The 21,235-nt window shown below is 35.7% G+C and carries 14 protein-coding genes and 1 pseudogene; 11 read left to right on the forward strand and 4 right to left on the reverse strand.

Annotated elements, in window-relative coordinates:
* Positions 1 to 62 precede the first annotated feature (62 nt).
* Genes SJY30_RS16385 through SJY30_RS16405 form a run of 5 tightly spaced genes read left to right on the forward strand, consistent with a single transcriptional unit; the run spans position 63 to position 6,758 of the window.
* Positions 63 to 2,366 carry a glycoside hydrolase family 65 protein gene (locus tag SJY30_RS16385; protein ID WP_396633200.1) on the forward strand — a complete coding sequence of 768 codons (2,304 nt, stop codon included), beginning with the start codon at positions 63 to 65 and terminating at the stop codon, positions 2,364 to 2,366.
* 44 nt (positions 2,367 to 2,410) lie between these two features.
* Positions 2,411 to 4,186, forward strand: a complete 1,776-nt coding sequence (locus SJY30_RS16390; protein WP_396633201.1) for an alpha-amylase family glycosyl hydrolase — start codon at positions 2,411 to 2,413, stop codon at positions 4,184 to 4,186.
* A gap of 57 nt (positions 4,187 to 4,243) precedes the next feature.
* Positions 4,244 to 4,936: a glycerophosphodiester phosphodiesterase gene (locus SJY30_RS16395; protein WP_396633202.1), complete on the forward strand. Its 693-nt coding sequence runs from the start codon at positions 4,244 to 4,246 to the stop codon at positions 4,934 to 4,936.
* The gene (locus tag SJY30_RS16400; RefSeq protein WP_396633203.1) at positions 4,936 to 6,219 is read left to right on the forward strand and encodes an NAD(P)/FAD-dependent oxidoreductase; all 1,284 of its coding nucleotides are present in this window, start codon (positions 4,936 to 4,938) and stop codon (positions 6,217 to 6,219) included. The genes SJY30_RS16395 and SJY30_RS16400 overlap by 1 nt, the downstream gene beginning before the upstream one ends.
* Complete coding sequence (locus tag SJY30_RS16405; RefSeq protein WP_396633204.1) at positions 6,219 to 6,758, forward strand: DUF1697 domain-containing protein; 540 nt, start codon at positions 6,219 to 6,221, stop codon at positions 6,756 to 6,758. Before SJY30_RS16400 ends, SJY30_RS16405 begins: the two co-directional genes overlap by 1 nt.
* Here the strand turns inward: SJY30_RS16405 and SJY30_RS16410 are convergent.
* Complete coding sequence (locus SJY30_RS16410) at positions 6,755 to 7,228, reverse strand: TspO/MBR family protein (protein ID WP_036156919.1); 474 nt, start codon at positions 7,226 to 7,228, stop codon at positions 6,755 to 6,757. The two genes, SJY30_RS16405 and SJY30_RS16410, sit on opposite strands and share 4 nt — an antisense overlap.
* Before the next feature lie 81 nt (positions 7,229 to 7,309).
* Here SJY30_RS16410 and SJY30_RS16415 point away from each other — a divergent pair, with 81 nt between their 5' ends.
* The 5 genes and pseudogenes from SJY30_RS16415 (at position 7,310) to SJY30_RS16435 (ending at position 12,403) form a co-directional block, all read left to right on the forward strand.
* On the forward strand, positions 7,310 to 8,392 hold the full coding sequence (locus tag SJY30_RS16415) for a diphosphomevalonate/mevalonate 3,5-bisphosphate decarboxylase family protein (RefSeq protein WP_396633205.1): 1,083 nt from the start codon (positions 7,310 to 7,312) through the stop codon (positions 8,390 to 8,392).
* Positions 8,393 to 8,539: 147 nt separating this feature from the next.
* A complete protein-coding gene (locus SJY30_RS16420; RefSeq protein ID WP_396633206.1) occupies positions 8,540 to 9,478 on the forward strand; it encodes a mevalonate kinase in 939 nt (312 codons plus the stop codon).
* 13 nt (positions 9,479 to 9,491) lie between these two features.
* Positions 9,492 to 10,397 (forward strand): geranylgeranylglycerol-phosphate geranylgeranyltransferase, encoded by a 906-nt coding sequence (locus tag SJY30_RS16425; protein WP_396633207.1) that lies wholly within the window; start codon positions 9,492 to 9,494, stop codon positions 10,395 to 10,397.
* 75 nt (positions 10,398 to 10,472) lie between these two features.
* Positions 10,473 to 11,315 (forward strand): pseudouridine synthase, encoded by an 843-nt coding sequence (locus SJY30_RS16430; RefSeq protein ID WP_396633208.1) that lies wholly within the window; start codon positions 10,473 to 10,475, stop codon positions 11,313 to 11,315.
* Positions 11,316 to 11,349: 34 nt separating this feature from the next.
* Positions 11,350 to 12,403, forward strand: a pseudogene (locus SJY30_RS16435) (putative zinc-binding metallopeptidase).
* Positions 12,404 to 12,405: 2 nt separating this feature from the next.
* Here SJY30_RS16435 and SJY30_RS16440 read toward each other — a convergent pair.
* Together SJY30_RS16440 and SJY30_RS16445 are read right to left on the reverse strand one after the other, a co-directional pair.
* Positions 12,406 to 13,332 carry a PorP/SprF family type IX secretion system membrane protein gene (locus tag SJY30_RS16440; RefSeq protein ID WP_396633209.1) on the reverse strand — a complete coding sequence of 309 codons (927 nt, stop codon included), beginning with the start codon at positions 13,330 to 13,332 and terminating at the stop codon, positions 12,406 to 12,408.
* A 6-nt stretch (positions 13,333 to 13,338) separates the two neighbouring features.
* Entirely contained in the window at positions 13,339 to 18,810 is a 5,472-nt protein-coding gene (locus tag SJY30_RS16445; RefSeq protein WP_396633210.1) for a gliding motility-associated C-terminal domain-containing protein, read from the reverse strand.
* 297 nt (positions 18,811 to 19,107) lie between these two features.
* On the opposite strand from SJY30_RS16445, the gene SJY30_RS16450 reads away from it, so the two are divergent.
* Entirely contained in the window at positions 19,108 to 19,926 is an 819-nt protein-coding gene (locus tag SJY30_RS16450; protein ID WP_396633211.1) for a YihY/virulence factor BrkB family protein, read from the forward strand.
* Here the strand turns inward: SJY30_RS16450 and argH are convergent.
* On the reverse strand, positions 19,919 to 21,199 hold the full coding sequence (gene argH / locus SJY30_RS16455) for an argininosuccinate lyase (protein WP_396633212.1): 1,281 nt from the start codon (positions 21,197 to 21,199) through the stop codon (positions 19,919 to 19,921). The two genes, SJY30_RS16450 and argH, sit on opposite strands and share 8 nt — an antisense overlap.
* Positions 21,200 to 21,235 lie beyond the last annotated feature (36 nt).

The raw sequence follows: 21,235 nt of genomic DNA on the forward strand, positions 1-21,235 counted from the left end.
AATAAATTAAGATAGCTGTATTTTAATTTCATTGTTTCAAATTTCAATTCAACATAAATTTCATGAATCAAGATTACATAAAACCAGATAATTGGAGCATTATAGAAGAAGGTTTCGATCAAGAAAACGTAAAATCTTCAGAAAGTATTTTTAGTATTGGTAATGGGGCCATGGGGCAACGTGCAAATTTTGAGGAAACCTATACAGGTAATACTTTTCAAGGCAGTTATATTGCAGGAGTTTATTATCCTGACAAAACGCGAGTAGGTTGGTGGAAAAATGGATATCCAGAGTACTTTGCCAAAGTGTTGAATGCTCCTAATTGGATCGGCATAAAAATCTATTTAAACGATGTTGAATTTGATTTAGCTACTTGTAAAAAAGTATCCAATTTCAGAAGAGAGTTAAATATGAAAGAGGGTGTATACACCCGTAGTTTTCAAGCGGTATCTGCAAATAATGTGGAAATCGATGTAATGGTAAAGCGATTTTTGAGTCTGGATATTGATGAAGTAGGTGCTATTTCATATGAAGTAAAGGTTTTAAATGCTAATGTCAAGGTCGTATTTGAACCATATTTAGATAGTGGTATTACTAATGAAGATAGTAACTGGGACAATAAATTCTGGAACACGACTAATGTAAGTTCTACAGGTAATCGTGCTTTTATTGAAGCACATACCATGAAAACAGAATTTAAGACCTGTACGTTTATGCAGGCTTCTTTGAAGTATGATGGTGCTGAAGTAACAGGTGTTCCATCAGAAAAAACAGATCATTTTGTGTCTTTGAAATTTGAGCAAGAAGTAAAAGCCAATACATCTGTTACCTTAACAAAATTTGGCGGTTACGTGGTTTCAAGAAATCATCCTAATGAAGAATTAGTTGAGGTTGCCAATAATAGTTTAAGTAAAGTAACTGAAATTGGTTTTAGTGGCTTAATGCAAAAACAGATAGATGCTTGGGCCGCTATTTGGGATATGAGTGATATTGTAATTGAAGGCGATATAAAGGCGCAACAGGGCATTCGCTTCAATATCTTTCAGTTGAACCAGACATATTTAGGTACAGATTCTAGATTGAATATTGGTCCAAAAGGGTTTACCGGCGAAAAATACGGTGGTAGTACCTATTGGGATACCGAGGCATATTGTATTCCGTTTTATATGGCCACCAAAGATGATAAGGTAGCTAGAAAGTTATTAAAGTATCGTTACAATCATTTAGAAAAAGCTATTGCGAATGCTAAGAAATTAGGCTTTTCTAATGGCGCGGCATTGTACCCAATGGTAACCATGAATGGCGAAGAATGCCATAATGAGTGGGAGATTACCTTTGAAGAAATTCATAGAAACGGAGCTATCGCCTTTGCAATTCATAATTACTTTAGATATACGGGGGATTATAGCTACATACCAGAAATGGGGCTAGAAGTGTTAATCGCTATTTCTAGATTCTGGCACCAACGCGTAAACTTATCCAAGGATAAGAATAAATATGTGATGTTAGGTGTTACAGGACCTAATGAATATGAGAATAATGTAAATAATAACTGGTATACCAACTATTTAGCAAAATGGTGTATCAATTATACGCTTACACAATTAGATAAGGTTAAAAGTGGCTATCCAGATGATTACCATAGAATAATTGGTAAAACACAACTTACGGATAGGGAATGCGAAAAATGGAAGAAAGTAGCTAGTAAAATGTACTTTCCGTATTCAAAGGAGCACGGCGTATTCTTACAACAAGACGGTTTCTTGGACAAAGATTTGGTACGGGTTGATGAATTACCAAAGTCAGATAGACCAATTAATCAAAAATGGAGTTGGGATAGAATTTTAAGATCACCATATATAAAGCAAGCAGATGTGCTGCAGGGATTTTACTTTTTTGAGGAAGATTTCTCTACGGAAGATTTAGAAAAGCATTTCGATTTTTATGAGCCGTTTACTGTTCATGAATCTTCATTGTCTCCTTGCGTGCATAGTATACAGGCTGCCAAGTTGGGGAGAATGGAACAAGCTTATAATTTCTATTTAAGAACATCTAGGTTAGATTTAGATGACTATAATAAAGAGGTAGAAGAAGGTTTACATATTACATCTATGGCCGGTACTTGGATGAGTATAGTTGAAGGTTTTGGCGGTATGCGCGTTGTCAATGACAAATTATCGTTTATGCCACAAATACCAGATCAATGGGAGGCATATTCTTTTAAGGTTAATTTTAGAAATAGAATAATAAAAGTCGATGTTACTGCAAAAAACACTTCTTTTCACCTAACAGGCACTGAAGAGGTTTCTATAAGAGTTAATGGCGAGAAGGTAATCTTGCACCCTAATAAATTGACTACTGTATAATAAGTCTTTAGTTTAGTACTTTAAAGTTAAAATTAAATTGCCCCATGAATAGTAAAATTGTTATTTACCATGTATTTACCAGATTATTCGGTAATACCAATACTACTAATAAACCTTGGGGCACTATTGAAGAGAATGGCGTAGGTAAATTTGCCGATTTTAATAAAAAGGCGCTAGCAGAAATTAAAGACTTAGGTGTTACCCATATTTGGTATACGGGTATTCCGCATCATGCAGTGATCAATGACTATACCGAAATCGGAATTTCAAATGATAATCCAGACGTGGTTAAAGGTAGGGCGGGATCGCCTTATGCGGTTAAAGATTATTACAATGTTAACCCTGATTTGGCTAAAGATCCTTCAAAAAGGTTAAAGGAGTTCAAATCGCTTATTGATCGTACACATAAAGCGGGTATGAAGGTAATCATAGATATTGTACCTAATCATGTAGCTAGAAAGTATGAAGGAAAGACAAACCCTAAAGGTGTTTCTGATTTCGGATTTGGCGATGATACATCCGTAGAATATCAAAAGGATAATAACTTTTATTACATCCCCGGAACGGAATTTAAAACTCCCGAATGGCGAGATGGTTATGTTCCGTTAGGTGGTGATGTTCCAGAATTTTCCTTTTCTAAATTAAAGGAGGTACCTGCTAAATGGACGGGTAATGGTTCACGTAGTCCACAACCGGATATGAATGATTGGTATGAGACCGTTAGAATAAATTACGGAGTAAGGCCAGATGGTAGGTTGGATTTTGATATGCTACCTAATGATTTCGGTGAGAAAGATCACGAAGAGCATTTTAATTATTGGAAAAAGCGAGTAGTACCTAGTTCTTGGCGCAAGTTTAGGGATGTAGCCCTATATTGGTTGGCAATGGGTGTTGATGGTTTTAGATATGATATGGCAGAAATGGTTCCCGTAGAATTCTGGAGCTATATGAATTCATCTATTAAAATGAATAATCCTGATGCCTTTATAATGGCAGAGGTGTATAATCCAGATTTATATAGAACCTATATCCATAAAGGTAAGATGGATTATTTATATGATAAGGTAGATTTTTATGATGGACTAAAACATATTATGAAAGGATATGGGTGGTCTGATCACCTACCGGTTGTACAAAACGGTTTAAAAGATATTGAGCATAACATGCTTCACTTTTTAGAGAATCATGATGAGCAGCGTATTGCAAGTCCAGAGTTTGTAGGCAATGCTGAAATCGGTAGGCCTGCAATGGTCGTTTCTGCAACGATCAGTACGTCACCAACAATGATATATTTTGGGCAAGAAGTTGGTGAGCCAGCTGCAGAACATGCAGGATTTGGGAGTCCGTCAAGAACCTCCATATTTGATTACATAGGTGTTCCTCACCATCAAAGGTGGGTAAACAACAAAAAGTTCGACGGCGGTCAATCTACACCTAAAGAAGCATCATTGAGAGATTTCTATAAAAGACTGTTGAATTTTACCATTGGCAGTGAAGCTTTAATGGGAGCCTACAGAGAGATTCATTTTTACAATAAGGAAATTACCGAAAATTATAATCATAGGGTATTGTCTTATGTGCGTTGGTCTGAGAATCAAAAACTGATTATAGTTGCTAACTTTGATGTAAATGACCATTTTTCGTTCGATTTAAAAATACCGGTAGATTTAATAAATTTATGGAAATTGAAAGAGGGTAGTTATTCATTGAATGATGCTTTATACGGGCATGATAATACGTTGCGAATAGAAAATGGAGAAGGTCATATTTCAATTAACTTAAATCCCTTGGAATCCTTTATTTTTGAGGTAAATCAATAGATCATGCTTAACAAAATATTCTTATCCCTTATTTGTCTCACTTTAGCATCTTGTCATATGAAAAAAGAACCCCTAGTAATTGGTCATAGAGGAGCCATGGGGCACGAAACAGAAAACACTTTGCCATCTATTCAAAAAGCAATGGATCTAGGTGTAGATATGATAGAAATCGATGTTTTTAAAATAAAAAGTGGCGAGATTGTAGTTTTTCATGATGATAAACTAGATAGATTAACCAATGCACCTGGTAATATCGAAGATTATTACATATTTGATTTACGCAAGGTTATTGTAGACGGCGGGCATAAAATACCAATGCTTCAAGATGTATTGAAGCTAATTGATAATAAGGTTGCTTTGAATATAGAATTGAAAGGTGCGGGTACTGCAGATAGGGTCAATCATATCATGAATTCTTATATAGAGAATAGAAATTGGTCTGCAGATAATTTTATCATCTCAAGTTTTAATTGGAATGAACTAAAAGAAATGCGTAAGTATAACCCAAACGTTGCTATTGCGGTATTGACAGAAGAAGACCCTGTTGATGCCATACCTGTCGCTAAAGAATTGAATGCCGTAGCAATTAATCCGTATTTTAAAAACCTAGATTTAGAGACGGCCAACGAAATTAAAGAAGCCGGATTTAAAATTTATACTTGGACTGTAAACGAACCAGCGGATATTGAAGCTATGAAGCGTATCTCGGTAGATGGTATTATTACAAACTTTCCTGAACGTGTAAAATAATGTACGATGTTCTGGTAATTGGCGGTGGTGCGGCAGGTTTCTATACTGCAATACATATTGCCGAAAAAAGACCAAATACAAAAATCGCGATTTTAGAGCGTGGTAAAGATGTACTCACTAAGGTGAAAATATCTGGTGGTGGTCGCTGTAATGTTACCCATGCAGAGTTTAACCCTGCAGATTTAAGCAAAAACTATCCTAGAGGTGAGAAAGAACTTTTAGGTCCATTTCATACCTATGCAAGTGGTGATACCGTCGGTTTCTTTGAAGAACGTGGTGTTGCTTTAAAAATTGAAGACGATGGTAGAATGTTTCCTGTCAGTAATTCATCACAGACAATAATAGACTGTTTTATTTCAGAGGCGGATAGATTAGGTGTTCAGGTAAAAACCCTTTGCTCCGTGACCGGAATAGAGCAAATAGATGAAGAAGTAGGTAAAAAATGGAAAGTAGCCATTGGCGATGGTTTTATGTACTGCAAAAAGCTTATTCTGGCTACGGGAAGCAATCCTAAAATGTGGAAGTATATTGAAGGGCTAGGACATAAAATTGTATCGCCGGTCCCATCACTATTCACTTTCAATATAAAAGATGAACGAATTTCGGCTATACCAGGTGTAGCTACACATGCAGAGGTAAAGGTAATACCGAAAAAGAATTTTGGTAAAAAGTCGGTAAAAGCAAAAATAGATGTATCGAGCTTATTTTCTGAGGGACCTTTGTTGGTCACGCATTGGGGAATGAGCGGACCAGCAATTTTAAAGCTTTCAGCATGGGGAGCAAGAATTTTAGAGCAGTATAATTATCAATTCAAAATTCAAGTGAATTGGGTGCCGGATTATCATCAAAATGGATTATTGGAACTGTTTCTTAAGGTAAAACAAGTGGAAAAGAAAACGGTTCTAAGAACCAAGGTGTTGGATATTCCCAAACGTTTATGGGCAAACTTGGTAAAAGCAGCTGGTATAGATGATACAACAACATGGCCAGAAGTATCAAAACAGCAATTAACTTCATTATCAGAACAACTGACTGCAGGTATTTTTCAGGTAAATGGAAAAAGTACTTTTAAAGAAGAGTTTGTTACGGCCGGTGGTGTGGATTTAAAAGAAATCAATTTTAAAACTTACGAAAGTAAAATTCTGCCAAATCTATATTTTGCAGGAGAAATTATAAATATAGATGCCATTACTGGCGGATTTAACTTTCAAAATGCTTGGACGGGTGGTTTTATTGCTGCCAATGGAGTAGTGGAAGGTTTAAATGCAAATAGTCAAGAATAGTGGTAACATACATTGCATTCTTAAGAGGTATAAATGTAGCTGGAAAGAATAAAGTTCCTATGGCTGAACTTCGAGAATTATGTGAAAGTATAGAGCTAAAAGATGTACAGACATATATTCAAAGTGGTAATATCATTTTTAAAAGCGTAGTTGATTCTACATCAGAATTAGAAGGGTTACTTGCAGAAGCTATTTTGAATAGATTTGGTTTTGAGGTGCCTGTACTAATAAGAACCACTGATCAGGTGTCTGCTATTTTAAATGATAATCCGTTCGCATCTGATGATGATAGCATCAAAAAGCAGTTGTATTTTGTTCTTATAGGTAGTTCTCCAAGCATTGAAACATTGATTAAGTTTAAAACGGAAGCTTTTGCAAATGAAGAGTTTTCAATTGCTGACGGTTGTATATATTTAAAGTGCAATGCCGGATATGGCAAAGCAAAATTGAACAATAACTTAATTGAGAGAAAGTTGAATGTAATGGCAACGACCCGAAATTATAGAACAATGAATAAATTGTTAGAATTGGCTAGTTAATTCAGTTGCCAAATTTTGAAGTTCAAAGCTGTAGCAAAACAGACCCATAATATATATGGAATTAACAAGTATGCACCAATTTTACTTACCACTCTAAACCATTTAAAGGTTAGTAAAAGCACTATCAAAAGAGCAATTATAATAAGTAATGCATAGAAAGGTTGTTTAAGTCCAAAAAAGACAATGCTCCATAATCCATTTAAAAGTAGTTGAAAACCAAAATGGTACAATCCTGTTTTTACCCACTTATGATGAAATCCTTTTGCCCAGACCCAACCTACAGAAACACCCATCATTACATAAAGAACGCTCCAAACAGGAGCAAAAACCCAATTTGGCGGATTAAAACTTGGCTTGTTCAGTGTCATATACCAATCGTTTACAGAGCTTTGTGTAACCACACTACTTAGAAACCCTATGGTAGAGCATACGATAATACCAATAAAGACGTACGTTAATTTTCTTTTCAATTGGTTGGTGTTTAGCTCTAAAATAAGGATTTATTTTAATTGATTGCCCTAAAAACTATATTTGCACAAATTGAAAATTCAATGTCAGAAAAAGATTTTATTCCAGTACCGTATACAACATTGAAAGAAGAAGGCATTGTTTCGTATGCTTCGCCCAGTAATATTGCCTTGGTGAAGTATTGGGGAAAGAGAGAGAATCAGATACCTGCAAACCCATCTATCAGTTTTACTTTAGCGGCATGTGTTACAAAAACCAGCGTTGAGTATAAAAAGAAGTCTGAAAAAAGCGAAGAGTTTTCGTTCGATCTTTTTTTTGAGGGAGAGGCAAAAGAAGAGTTTAAACCAAAAATAAATACATTTCTAAAGAGAATAGAGGTCTATCTGCCATTTTTAAAAGACTATCACTTCGTAATCAATACATCAAATTCTTTTCCGCATAGCAGTGGTATTGCATCGTCAGCTAGTGGTATGTCTGCTTTGGCTTTATGTTTTATGGAGATGGAAAGAACGTTTCTAAAGACGCTTTCAGAAGAACATTTTAACCAAAAAGTTTCATTTTTAGCAAGATTAGGTTCTGGTAGTGCATGTCGCAGTATAGAAGGACCTTTGGTACAATGGGGAGAAACATCTTCAATTGAAGGAAGCTCGAACTTATTCGGTATAAAATATCCATACGCAGTACATGAGGTATTTAATAATTTTCATGACACTATTTTATTGGTAGATAAAGGCGAAAAACAGGTCAGCAGTACGGTGGGTCATGAGTTAATGCACGGGCACCCGTTCGCTAGTCAAAGGTTTGGCCAAGCACATAAAAATTTAGAGAAGTTAAAGTCCATTTTATCAGAAGGAGACCTAGATTCATTTATAAATATTGTGGAAAGTGAAGCACTTACATTACACGCCATGATGATGACAAGCAATCCTTATTTTATATTGATGAAACCAAACACACTTTCTATAATCAATGAGATTTGGAAATTTAGGGAGGCATCAAAAACGCATGTTTGCTTTACGTTAGATGCAGGAGCCAATGTTCATGTCTTATATCCTGAAAATGAAAAAGATATCGTTTTTCCGTTTATAAAAGAGAAGTTAGTACCTTATTGTCAAAATGGGCAGTATATTTGCGATCAAATTGGTTTAGGAGCCAAGAAATTGTAGGTAATTTAAGTACTATTTCTTTGGAAGAAACGTTTATAAAAGAATGATTTATCTAATTTGTTTAACTCTTTAGGGTAAAACGTTCAACTTTTTATGAATCTTTGACTATATTTATATAAGTTTCAATGTCAGCTTAGTTTTTAAAAAATGAAAGGACCGCTTTTTTATTCAAAAATTCTTCTCTTCGGAGAGTATGGTATCATTAAAGATTCCAAAGGATTATCAATACCCTATAATTTTTATAAGGGAGCTTTGAAATCTGATGCCAACATGTCAAAAGAGGCAAACAAATCTAATGAAAGCTTAGCATCTTTTGCTGTGTACTTAAAGGAACTTACAGAAAAAGAACCAGATTTGGTTTCTTTTGATTTGGACCTTTTAAAAGCAGACGTTGCAGAAGGTATGTATTTTGACAGTTCCATACCGCAAGGCTATGGAGTGGGTAGTAGTGGTGCTTTGGTGGCAGCAATATATGATAAATATGCGCAAGATAAAATAACGGTTCTTGAGAATTTAACTAGAGAAAAATTATTGAAACTTAAAACGATATTCGGTAAAATGGAATCGTTTTTTCATGGTAAATCTTCTGGTCTTGACCCTTTAAATAGCTATTTAAGCCTTCCAATTCTTATAAATTCTAAAGACAATATCCAATCTACAAGTATTCCTTCTCAAAATGCAGAAGGTAAGGGAGCGGTATTTTTATTAGATAGCGGAATTATTGGTGAAACTGCACCAATGGTTCAGATTTTCATGGAACAAATGAAAAATGACGGTTTTAGAAGTATGTTAAAGAATCAGTTCATTAAACATACAGATGCCTGTGTAGAAGATTTCGTGAATGGCAATATTCAATCCCTATTCGGTAATTTAAAGCAACTTTCCCATGTTGTTTTAGATAACTTCAAGCCGATGATTCCTGCAAAGTTCCATGCCTTGTGGAAAAACGGAATTGATACCAATGATTACTACTTAAAGCTTTGTGGCTCAGGTGGTGGTGGGTATATCTTAGGTTTTACAGAAGATTTTGAAAAAGCTAAAACTGCGTTAAAAGATTATAAACTAGAAGTAGTCTATAATTTTTAGGTAATTTTCATAAATGCTTAATAGAAAAAATAAACTCTTACTTTTAAAAGTACTGAGTCTGTTTTCAGTGGTTAGAGGGTATAACATTCTAGTTATAGCTTTGGCTCAATATTTAGCGTCTATTTATATACTTGCTCCAGAACTTCCTGTTCGTAAAGTAGTTTTTGATATCAATCTTTTTGTAATTGTATTGGCATCTGCTTTAGTCATTGCCGGTGGTTATATCATTAACAATTTTTACGACGCAGAGAAAGACCTAATTAACAAACCACGAAAAAGCATGTTAGATCGTTTGGTAAGCCAGCGGTTTAAGTTGACCACCTATTTTGTATTGAATTTTTTGGCAGTAGTAGTCGCTAGCTATGTTTCGTTCAAAGCGGTATTCTTTTTTTCATCTTACATATTTGGTATTTGGATCTATTCCCATAAGCTAAAGCGAATTCCGTTTTTAGGTAATTTTATTTCGGCTACATTGGCAATTATTCCCTTTTTCGTGGTGTTCGTTTATTACAAGAATATTCAGCCTGTCATTTTTGTACATGCCGTATTTCTCTTTTTGTTGATACTTGCTCGTGAAATGGTGAAAGACTTGGAAAATATATCAGGAGACTTAGCTCAGAATTATAGAACCATTCCGATTATTTACGGTGCTAGAACTTCAAAATTGTTGATTTCTTTTTTAATTTTTTTGACCTTGGTACCATCTTTACTAATGATTTTTCAGTTTGATGTAGGGTATATGAACTTTTACTTCATATTATGCGTGCTCTTAATGATTTTGTTCATCGTGTTACTTTTTAGAGCAAATGCCCGTAAAGACTATGTTTGGCTGCACAACATTCTAAAACTTATCATAGTTATGGGGGTTTTTAGTATTCTTCTTATAGATGTACAGTTGGTTTTAAATAGAATACTATAGTTGTTCGTAATATGTTTCATATAACTATTTGAACCGCAACGCAATTTGCTACCTTTGTGCAAAATTAGTACAGTTATGAGTAGGGATGATTCTAGAAGGGGGAAAAACGCTTCAGGTAGGCAAGGTGGTAATTTCAAGAAGAAGAGCTATGCTCGTGGTAATGCGCCCATCAAGAAAAATGTAACACCGACCAAGCCCCAAGATCCAAATTCTATTAGATTAAATAAATATGTGGCTAACTCTGGAGTATGCTCTAGAAGAGATGCTGATATATACATTGCTGCAGGTAATGTAACTGTAAATGGGAAACCTATTACAGAAATGGGTTATAAGGTAAAGTTGACCGATGAGGTAAAATTTGATGGTCAATTGTTAAATCCTATCAAGAGGGAGTATGTTCTTCTCAACAAACCCAAAGATTTTGTGACTACCATAAGAGATGAACGTGGCAAAAGACATGTTTCTGGGTTAATATCTAGTGCCTCTAAGTCAAAATTATTACCAGTCGATAAATTGGAAAAAGAACATACAGGTCTACTTTTGTTCACCAATGACGGTAGCATGACCAAGGTGCTGAAGAGTCCAATAAACGGTATGCGTAAAATCTATCATTTGGTTTTAGATCAAGAATTGAGAAGCGCCGATTTAAAGAAGATACAAGAAGGTGTAGTCGTTGATGAAAAGGCGGTTCGTGTACAAGATGTAAGTTTTATAGCCGATGCTCCAAAAAGAGAAGTTGGTATTGAAATATATAGTTCTAGAAATAAAATCGTAGAGCGTATTTTCGATACTTTAGGGTATAAAATACAAAAAATGGATAGGGTTGTTTATGGTGGTCTTACCAAAAAAGATTTGCCAAGAGGACACTGGAGGTATTTGACCGATCAAGAGGTAATAAACCTTAAAATGATCAAATAGCACCTAGTCCTAGTCTATTAAAAGACTTTAGGATATGAAATTATTTCAATGTACCAATTGTAAAAACACCGTTGTTTTTGAGAACAATATTTGTTTAAACTGTGGTTTTAAACTGGGTTATTCCTCATATTATAATAAAATAGTTTCATTAGCTCCAGACGCCACAAAATGGCAAGTGAATGCGCTAGATGGAAAAACCTATGAATATTGTGAGAACTATGGTCATAAGGTCTGTAATTGGCTTGTTGATATATCAAATGGACGAAAATTCTGCCTTGCCTGCACCCTTAACAGAACAATTCCGCACCTTTTAGATGAAGACAACCTCGAAAAGTGGAAACACATAGAGGTTGCCAAGCATAGATTGGTATACCAGCTTTTGCGTTTTAGATTGCCAGTGATCAGTAAAACGGTAGATGATGCGAAAGGTTTTTGTTTTGATTTTTTAGCAAAGGATGATTTGCCAGAAGGTTCAAAAGATTTAAAAACGGGGCATGCAGATGGTGTAATTACCCTTATGATAGATGAAGCAGACCCTGTTGTTCGTGAGCAAGTAAAGCAGCAAATGGCAGAGCGTTATAGAACTTTGCTTGGTCACTTTAGGCATGAAGTGGGGCATTATTTTTGGGATTTGCTCATTCGTGATAATCCGGATGTATTAGTGGAATTTAGAAGCATTTTTGGCGATGAATCAACGTCGTATGCTAATGCGCTGGCCAATCATTATAAAAATGGTCCAAAATTGAATTGGCAACAAAGTTTTATTAGTAAGTATGCCTCATCTCACCCATGGGAAGATTGGCCAAACTTGGTCTCATTATCTACACTTAACGGATGTTTTGGAAACGGCCTATAATTTCGGACTCAAATCAAATCCGAGAATTACGGCTAAGAAAAGCTTAAAAATGAACGCTGGTTTTGATCCTTATAAAGAAATCAATTTTGAGAAAGTAATGAATACCGGTATACCTTTACTGTTCACTTTGAATAGTATGAACCGCTCTATGGGAGAAGATGACCCTTATCCATTTATAATTTCAAAACCCGTTGAGAGAAAATTAGAATTCATTCATAACTTATTGAGATAGGTCTAATCTCTACTGAAACCTTCTCCAAAACGATAGGTAGCAATAATACCATGTGTGTTTCCTAAAGGAGAATCATTTGTTGCTACATTATAACTGTAAATAGCTCTAATGTTTTTGAAAAGATAAACTCCCGCCAACAGATTTATTGACGAATTGGTTCTGTAACCTGTTCCAAGTTCAAATTTATTTCTATAACTGACCGAAATATTCATGTCTAGCTGAAAAGGCGCCCCATTTTCATACTTTAATAATAGGTTAGGCTTGATCATTAAATCTTCAAATCTACTAGAGAAAAATCGATAGCCCAAATATCCGTAATAAGGCACATTGATTTCTACATTATCATCAGATACTAGCATATCTCCAATTACATTTGGCGTGGAGAAGCCTACATATACGTCTGCTAAGTTCAATAAAAAACCAAGTCCTACAGTAGGTATGGTAGCATTAATGTTCATGGCAAAGTTAGGGTCGTCCATAATACCAAGTTCCAGTAAATTATCTTGGTATTGCTGTACCCCGGGTGATATCGAAAATGATAATGAATTTGGAGTGTATAACTGCCAATACGGTCTATTCTTTTTGGTGTCGAAAAAGATTTTATAAGAATACGTAGCAAAAGCATTGGTAGAAGTGGTAACACCAACTTCATCTCTAAATAAACCAGCTCCCAGGCCGATTTTACCCCTATTGAACGGAGAATGAAAACTTAGGGCAAAGCTTTTAGGGCTACCTTCAAATTGATTGAAAGTGCCTGTATTACTTATACCTATTTCGGCACTTGGGGCAAGCCCTGCAAAAGCCGAATTTATTAAGTACGGATTGTAATTGTACTCAGAAAAACTTGGAGTTTGTTGCGCCTTTAAATTGGAAAACGAAACAAGAAATATGAACGCTATAAAAGCGATATGTCTATATGAATTTTGCATGTTATTTTATCGCTTTAAAACAAGGAAACCTTGTGTTTTTCTTAAAATAGTTTCACCCTCTATTTGAATGTTAAAGAAGTAAGTACCCGCTGGTAATCGGTCTGCGCCTAGTTGGGTTTTCATGTTGGCATTACCTGAGAAAACGTTAGTGGCATTATCATAATTTTCGATTTTAAAGACCATATCTCCCCACCGGTTATAAATACTTACGGTGTTTATTGGGTAAATATCTATGTTTTCAATATGCCAATATTCGTTAATACCATCGCCGTCAGGTGAGAATCCGTATTTGGTATCGTCTTCAGGAATCAGTGTGGTAAACGATTGTAGTTCACAATCTATAGCATCACCGGCACTATTGTAAGATGTAATGGTAACATATATTTCAGTGTCAAAAGGAAATTCTTCTTCATGGGTGTAACTGGTAGCCATGCCCATATCAAAAGTATCTAAGATATCATTCGCTTCTGGTGATGTACCAATCGAAAGTCTGTAACCATCTGTTTTTTCAACTTCATCCCAAGTAATAGTGCTTTCTAGGGGAACGTTGGTCTCACCGTTTGCAGGACTAATTAAAATTACACAATCAGGTGCGATTGTTTCGGTAGTAAAGCTGTCAGAATTACAGTTTTCTGCTATTCCAGAAGAATTGTAAGGCACAACGCTAACATAGATTGTAGTCTCGGAAGGAAGATTTTCAGATAAAATATAACTCGTTAACGAAGCTACATCCTCATTATTGACAATGTCGGTACCGTTCATAGTGGTGCCAACTGAAATTCGGTATCCGTCTGCATCAGTAGCGGGCTCCCATTCAATATCCGTGGTAACGGCAACATCTTCTGCATTTTGTAATGAAGCTATTAAACCGGTACAAGTAGGTAGTGGTCTGATCGTAAAGTTTTCGGAAAAGCAACCTTCGGCATTTCCAACCTCATTGAACGGAATAATAGTAACGGTTACAGTCTCTCCCATATTAAATTCATTGGAGAAAGTATAAGTGGTATCAAAAACTTCTAAATCTGTAACATTATTTGCAGTTCCATTGCTGCTTGTAATCGTTAGTCTGTATCCGTCAGCATCGGCAATTTCGTTCCATGTAATTTCGCTTACTTCTGCTCTTACGTCGTTATCTCTGGGTGAAACCAAAGTTGTGCAGCTGGGTACAGATTTGATGGTGAAACTTTCAGTGGTACAGCCTAAGGCTTCTCCGGCATTGTTATATGGTTTTATTAAAACTGTTACTATTTCACCTTGTTCAAAATTGTCTGTAAAATTATAAGTGTTCCCATTGGTGATATCTAATTCGGTACTGTTGTTGGTATTGCTTTTAGTTGCATTGACAGATAATATGTAGCCAGCGGCCTCAGGTACTACTGCCCATTCTAAACCTGTATTTATGGCAACATCCAAATCGCCATTTGCAGGTGAAATTAGGTTCGTGCAAGGTGGTATATCCACAATTGTGAACGTTTCGGTAGTACAACCAATAGTGCTGCCGGATTCATTGTACGGAGTTATGGTAACCGCAACCGTTTCGCCTTGTGTAAAATCATCATCAAAATCTAAAGAAGTACCTATGATTTTACGATCGGTAAAATTGTTGACAGTACTTGTGCTGGCTTCAACATTTACGAAATAACCAATGGCATCGCTCACCGCGTTCCATGAAATAGAGGTGTTTGTTTCAACTTGGTTATCTCCATTTACAGGCGTGCTTAAATTAGTACAATCGGGTACTGGTTTAATTGTGAATGTTTCAGTAGAGCATCCTACTGCTTCGCCAGTGCTGTTAAAAGGTTTTATGGTCACCGTAACGGTTTCGCCTTGTATAAAGTCGTTCGTAAAATCATAAGAAGTTGCAATAACATCAACTTCGTTTAAATTGTTAACGGTACTCTCACTTGCTGTAACTGTTAATTTGTAACCAGTTGCGTTGGCAACGGTATTCCAATTAATATTTGTGTCGATATCTACATTTGCTGCATTATTGAGAGGAGAGACAAGTGTAGTACAAGAAGGTACCGGTGGTGGTATAATTGTAAAACTTTCAGAACTGCAACCCATGGCCTCACCATTATCATTGTAGGGTTTAATGGTCACTGTAACAGTTTCACCTTGAATGAAATCATTTATAAAATCAAAGGATGTACCTGATGTAATTTCAAAATCCGTCATATTGTTTGCAGTGCTATTACTGCCAATAACTGTTACTAAGTAACCATCGGCATTGGCAACTGCATTCCACTCGATAGAAGTGTTTACGGCAACATTAGTGTCATTGTTTAAAGGTTCTGATAAGATAGTACATAGTGGAAGTGGTTTAATTGTAAAATTTTCAGATGTGCAACCAATGGCTTCACCAATTTCATTGTATGGTGTTATGGTAACGGTAACGGTTTCTCCTGGCTCAAAATCGTCTTTAAAATCATAACTATTACCTAATGTAATATCTAGTTCACTGACATTGTTTTCATTACTAATGCTACCATCAACAGTTATTATATAACCATTGGCATTAGCAACGGCGTCCCATTCTAAATTTGTGTCTACCGCAACATCGTTAGCGCCGTTTAGCGGACTTGTTAAATTGGTACAAATTGGTCTAGATTTGATAGTAAAACTTTCAGATAGGCAATTTGTTTGGCCACCTACACCGTAAGGTGCAATGGTTACCGTAACGGTCTCGCCTTCTTCGAAATTGTTTGAAAAGTCATAGGTGTTGCCCGATGTAATATCTAGTTCGGTTACATTGTTAGCGGTACTACTATTTGCTGTAACGGTAAGTTTATACCCATCTGCATTTGCGATTTCATTCCATTCAAGACTTGTGTCCAATGCAATATTCGTTGCGTTGTTAGCAGGGCTTATTAAGGTTGTACACATAGGTGATTGAGGTCCGGTGCTTTGAATAGTAAAGGTTTCAGATGAACATGTGGCATCGCCCAAAGAGTTAGTTGGTGTTATTGACACCGTAACTACATCGCCTTCCTGAAATTCTTGCGTAAATGGATATGTAAGTACATTGCCGACATTGGTTTCAGGTATATCGTTCGTGCCACTGGTTGAAGTTATCGTTAATTTATAGCTGTCTGCGGCATTTGCCGGATTCCAAGAAATGCTGCTTAAGTCATCAGGTACGTTTACATCATTATTTCTTGGATAATTTAGAGTGGTACATTCGGTAGCTATAGTGGTTGCATTGGTTGTAAACGATTCTGTTATGCATCCGCCAAAGTCTCCATCTTCAAAGTATGGCGTAATACGAACGGATATTACCGTATTGTTTGGTAGGTCTGCGTCAAAATTGAACAAGGTAACATCGCCCACATCTAAATTAGTAATAGGATTACCGCCGTATTGAATAGGATTACCGGTATCAACATTTGTCACAGTTATTTTATAACCACAAGCACCAGCATTATCGTTCCATTCGATACCAGTATTAATGGGAACTTCTGTAGCGCCATTAATTGGATTTGCCAGCGTCACACATTCCTTAGTTGCATTTACCGTTAAAGTGATATCGTTTCTTACTAACAACAAATTTTTACCGTTAGTTCCAGGCGCATTTGCGTTTTCAAACGGAACTAGATCACTTGTGATCTCAGCATAATAAACTCCATCGTCACAAGTATCTATATCGTTCAATATTAAGTTTGGCGCATCTGGTGCATCTGGTATCTCTATTCCATCTTTAAACCATTTGTAATGGTTTTGAGATCCACGTACGGTTGTGGTCAAGATGAGGTCGTCACCTGCATTTGCCGCTAGGGATTCAATTGTATTGACCTTCGCTTGAGGGGCGTAGGTATAGTCTTTCATTACTACATCTGCTGATGGACCAATGGATTGTGTACTTAATAGGCTAACAAGGTTTACATGTTGATTCTCAAAATCTCCAAAATGGAAATAATTGTTTTCTATATTAAACCACCACCGTCTATGTTGAGTAGTACTAGGGTCGTTATTCGTATATATAGCATAAAAGTCGGGTATAGCTCCTGTTAATAGATTGTTGTTGGCTCGAAAAACCACATCGCTTAAAGTTCCTCTAGTTTCTATTTTAGCATAAAAATCATTTAGTACTTGATTTCCTGGAAATATGTTGTAAGATATATTTAAATTCCTCATGACAGTATTTGAGAAATCCAAGGTCTCCACTTGATTATTGGAAATATTCATGCTGAACAACTCCACATTTTGGCTTAGATCCAAACCGGAGCCTGTAAACAGGTTATTATTTATGGCAAGTATCCATAATGCTGAGTTTTGGGTGATGTCTAAATTGGGTAGCTGGTTAAAGCCAAGATATAGATATCTGAGTAAGGTATTTTGGGTTAAATTGATGGATGGAAGAAGATTATTGTTAGCTTCGAGTCGTGTTAGCTCGGTATTTACTTGCACATCAAGAACAGGTAATTGATTGGAACTTACGTTTAAGTCTTCCAATAATAAATTTTGTGAAACGTCTATACTTGTAAAGTTATTTGTGTTTACATCTAAGTTCGTGAGCTTTGTGTTTTGACTTATATCTAAGTTCACCATATTATTCCTAGAAAGGCTTAAATTGGTTAATTCTAGATTTTGAGAGATATCTATCTCCAAGGGTACAGCGTCTCTTTTGTTGGTAATATTTAAATAGGTTAATTCAGGTACAGATGCAAATGATGTTGTAGGAGCTAATTCATGACCGGAAATATTGACTCTTGTTAAAGTTGAAGTTGAAGGAAGTATAATTTCTTCAGTGTTTGTAGAAGACAGTCCAAAACGCTCTAATCCAATCATTTCAGAAATATCAACGGTAGTAAAATTTATACTACTTAATTCTAAATTTTTAAGGGCATCTCTTTTGTTAGGGTATATGATTGTAACAAAAACATCGCTACCCACAATTCTAAAATTAAAATCTCCCGTTAATTGGGAAAGATCAATTGTTGGAACACTTAGGTTTGCTACATAAATATCGGTTAGGGTTGATGTGACAGGTAATGTTAATGACGTAATGCTTCTTACTGTTCTTACATTAAGGTTTTCTAATTTAGTGTTGTTGGAAAGGTCTAAAGTGGTAAGTAGAGGTGGTCCAAGGTCATTGTTAAAAACTAATTCCCGGAGTTCTAGGTTTTGTGATAAATCTAAAGAAGTTAAAGCTGTATTTCTAGCAAAATTTAATTCTTCAAGTAATGTAAGTGTGTTTAATGGTATTGTCGGTAATTGATTTTGACCTAAGTTTAGCGTAATCAAATTTACAAAAGCTTCTAGTCCGCTTACATCGAGAATATCATTTCTTGAAATATTAAGGTTGGTAACACCTTCAGCATCTACGTCTAAAATATTTCCATTAACACCATTGGTGTCAATGCCCGCATCTACCAAAAACTGCTCGAAATTTCCGTCGGGTATAGGGGTAGTCTGAGCAAAAAGATTAACGCTTAAAAATAAAAGAAAAAGGGTGATACTCTTTTTAAAAAATGACATGCTGTTGGTTTGATCAAGTGTGTTCATCAAATATGTCGATGAATTACAAACGTTAAAATTAATTGTTGTGAACAGGTAATAATTAGTTGTGTAGGACAATTCTCTGTTTAAATAATTTAAAATCATCTGATTTTGATTTCGGTATGCCTTTTTAAGAGCTAGTATTTTTTTTGATAGGATTACAGTTCAAATTGCGTATTCAGTACATTTAAAAGAAGATATAAACCATATTTAATGGCTACTGAAACATCGGAAAACAAAATTAAATTCAAACTCCCTCATTTACCTAAATTATTAATGAAAACTTATAATTTATGGATGGAGAAAGAACCTTTTCAAGTTAGTGCGGTTATTGCGTATTATGCTATACTTTCACTTCCTGGGCTTCTTATTTTAATCATGGAATTGGTAGGCGGTATTTGGGGAAAAGAAATAGTTCGGGGAGAATTGTTTGCTGAAATCTCATCTGCCATGGGTCCGGAGACAGCGCAATCTATTCAAGAAATGGTAGCGGATAGCGGTAGTGAAAATACTTCGATCATAGCCGCAATTTTAGGTGTAGGAGTGTTGATATACGGTGCTACAGGGGTATTTTATCAATTGCAAAATGCTTTGAACGATATATGGAATGCGAAACCAAGGTATACCAATGAAATATTATCTACACTTTTTATGCGTTTAAAGGGATTCGGGTTTATTCTTATATTCGGCTTTCTTTTGTTGATTAGTTTTGCTTTAACTTCTTTTTTATCAGCATTTTCCAAACAACTTTCACGTTTACTGCCAGATGGTATGTTAGAGCTTGGCTTTGTATTGGACCTTGTGATATCCCTTACTTTTATTTATCTGCTCTTCGGTGCAATGTTTAAGTATTTACCAAGCATACATGTAAGATGGAAAGCAGTTAAGGTAGGTGCTGCATTAACGGCTTTACTATTTTTAATAGGTAAATATGCTCTTGCATTCTATTTTGGTAAAGCAGAGCCGGGTTCAACCTATGGTGCTGCCGGTAGTATTATTTTAGTAATGTTATGGGTATCCTATTCTAGTTTAATAGTCACCTTTGGAGCTCAGTTCACCAAAATTTATTCTGATAAATATGTAAAAATCAATTAAGCTTTTTCATTTTGTCATGAATTTCCTTTAGGCATAGATTACCAAGACTACCTTCATGAGAATGGTGAATATCTCTTTTTGGTGTAAATGTACCTTCATTGATTTCCATACCCATTTTCTTGTATGCATCTCTAAAAGGCATTCCATTTTGTACCAGTTCATTTAGGGTGTCTACACTAAATAGGTAATCATATTTTGGATCATCTAGAATACTGTCATTTACTTTAATTTCCTTAAGGCTAAAGGTCAAAATCTCTAAACAGGCTTTCATATCTTGTATGGCAGGAACGATAATTTCCTTTACCAATTGTAAATCTCTATGGTAACCACTAGGTAGGTTATTGATAACCAAAGTCAATTGATTTGGTATGGATTGTAACTTATTACACTTACCACGTACCAATTCAAAAACATCAGGATTTTTTTTGTGTGGCATAATGCTAGAACCTGTAGTCAACTCATCTGGGAATGAGATGAAATCAAAATTCTGACTCATATACAAACAGATATCCATAGCCATTTTAGATAAGGTCGCGGCAATATTGGCAATACCAAAGGCAGTAGCTTTCTCCGCTTTTCCTCTACTCATTTGTGCAGCCACTACATTATACTTCATAGTGGCAAAACCCATTTCTTCAGTAGTGTAACTACGGTCTATGGCAAAAGAACTACCGTAACCAGCGGCACTACCTAAAGGATTTTGGTCGGCAACTTTATAAGCTGCTTCAATAAAATAAAGGTCATCTATTAAGCTTTCTGCATAGGCGGAAAACCATAGTCCGAATGAAGAAGGCATTGCAATCTGTAAATGCGTGTATCCTGGTAACATGACGTCCTTATGTTCTTGAGCTTTTACTAGCAAAAGATTGAAAAGCGATTTGGTCATCGTCTTGATCTCGGTCAATTCGTCCTTTAAATATAGGTGCATTGCTACAAGAACTTGATCGTTTCTAGAACGTGCCGTATGTATTTTTTTACCGGTATCACCTAGGCTTAAGGTAAGCAAGTATTCAATTTTAGAATGCATGTCCTCAAAGGAATTTTCAATAGTGAAAGTTCCTTTTTCAATACGTGCTGCAATATGGTCTAATTCATTTACTAGCTCAGCAGTTTCCTTAGGGGAAATCAGTCCTATTTTACCAAGCATTTTAGCATGCGCTTTAGAAGCTATTACGTCATATTTAGCTAAGTGTAGGTCTAATTCTCTATCATTTCCAACGGTGAAGTGGTCAATCTTCTTATCAGTGCTAAATCCTTTATCCCAGAGTTTCATATGTTGTCAGTTATCAATTAGCAATTAAGCAATGAA

It is taken from the genome of Maribacter sp. R86514 (genome assembly GCF_044597005.1).
Classification (GTDB): domain Bacteria; phylum Bacteroidota; class Bacteroidia; order Flavobacteriales; family Flavobacteriaceae; genus Maribacter.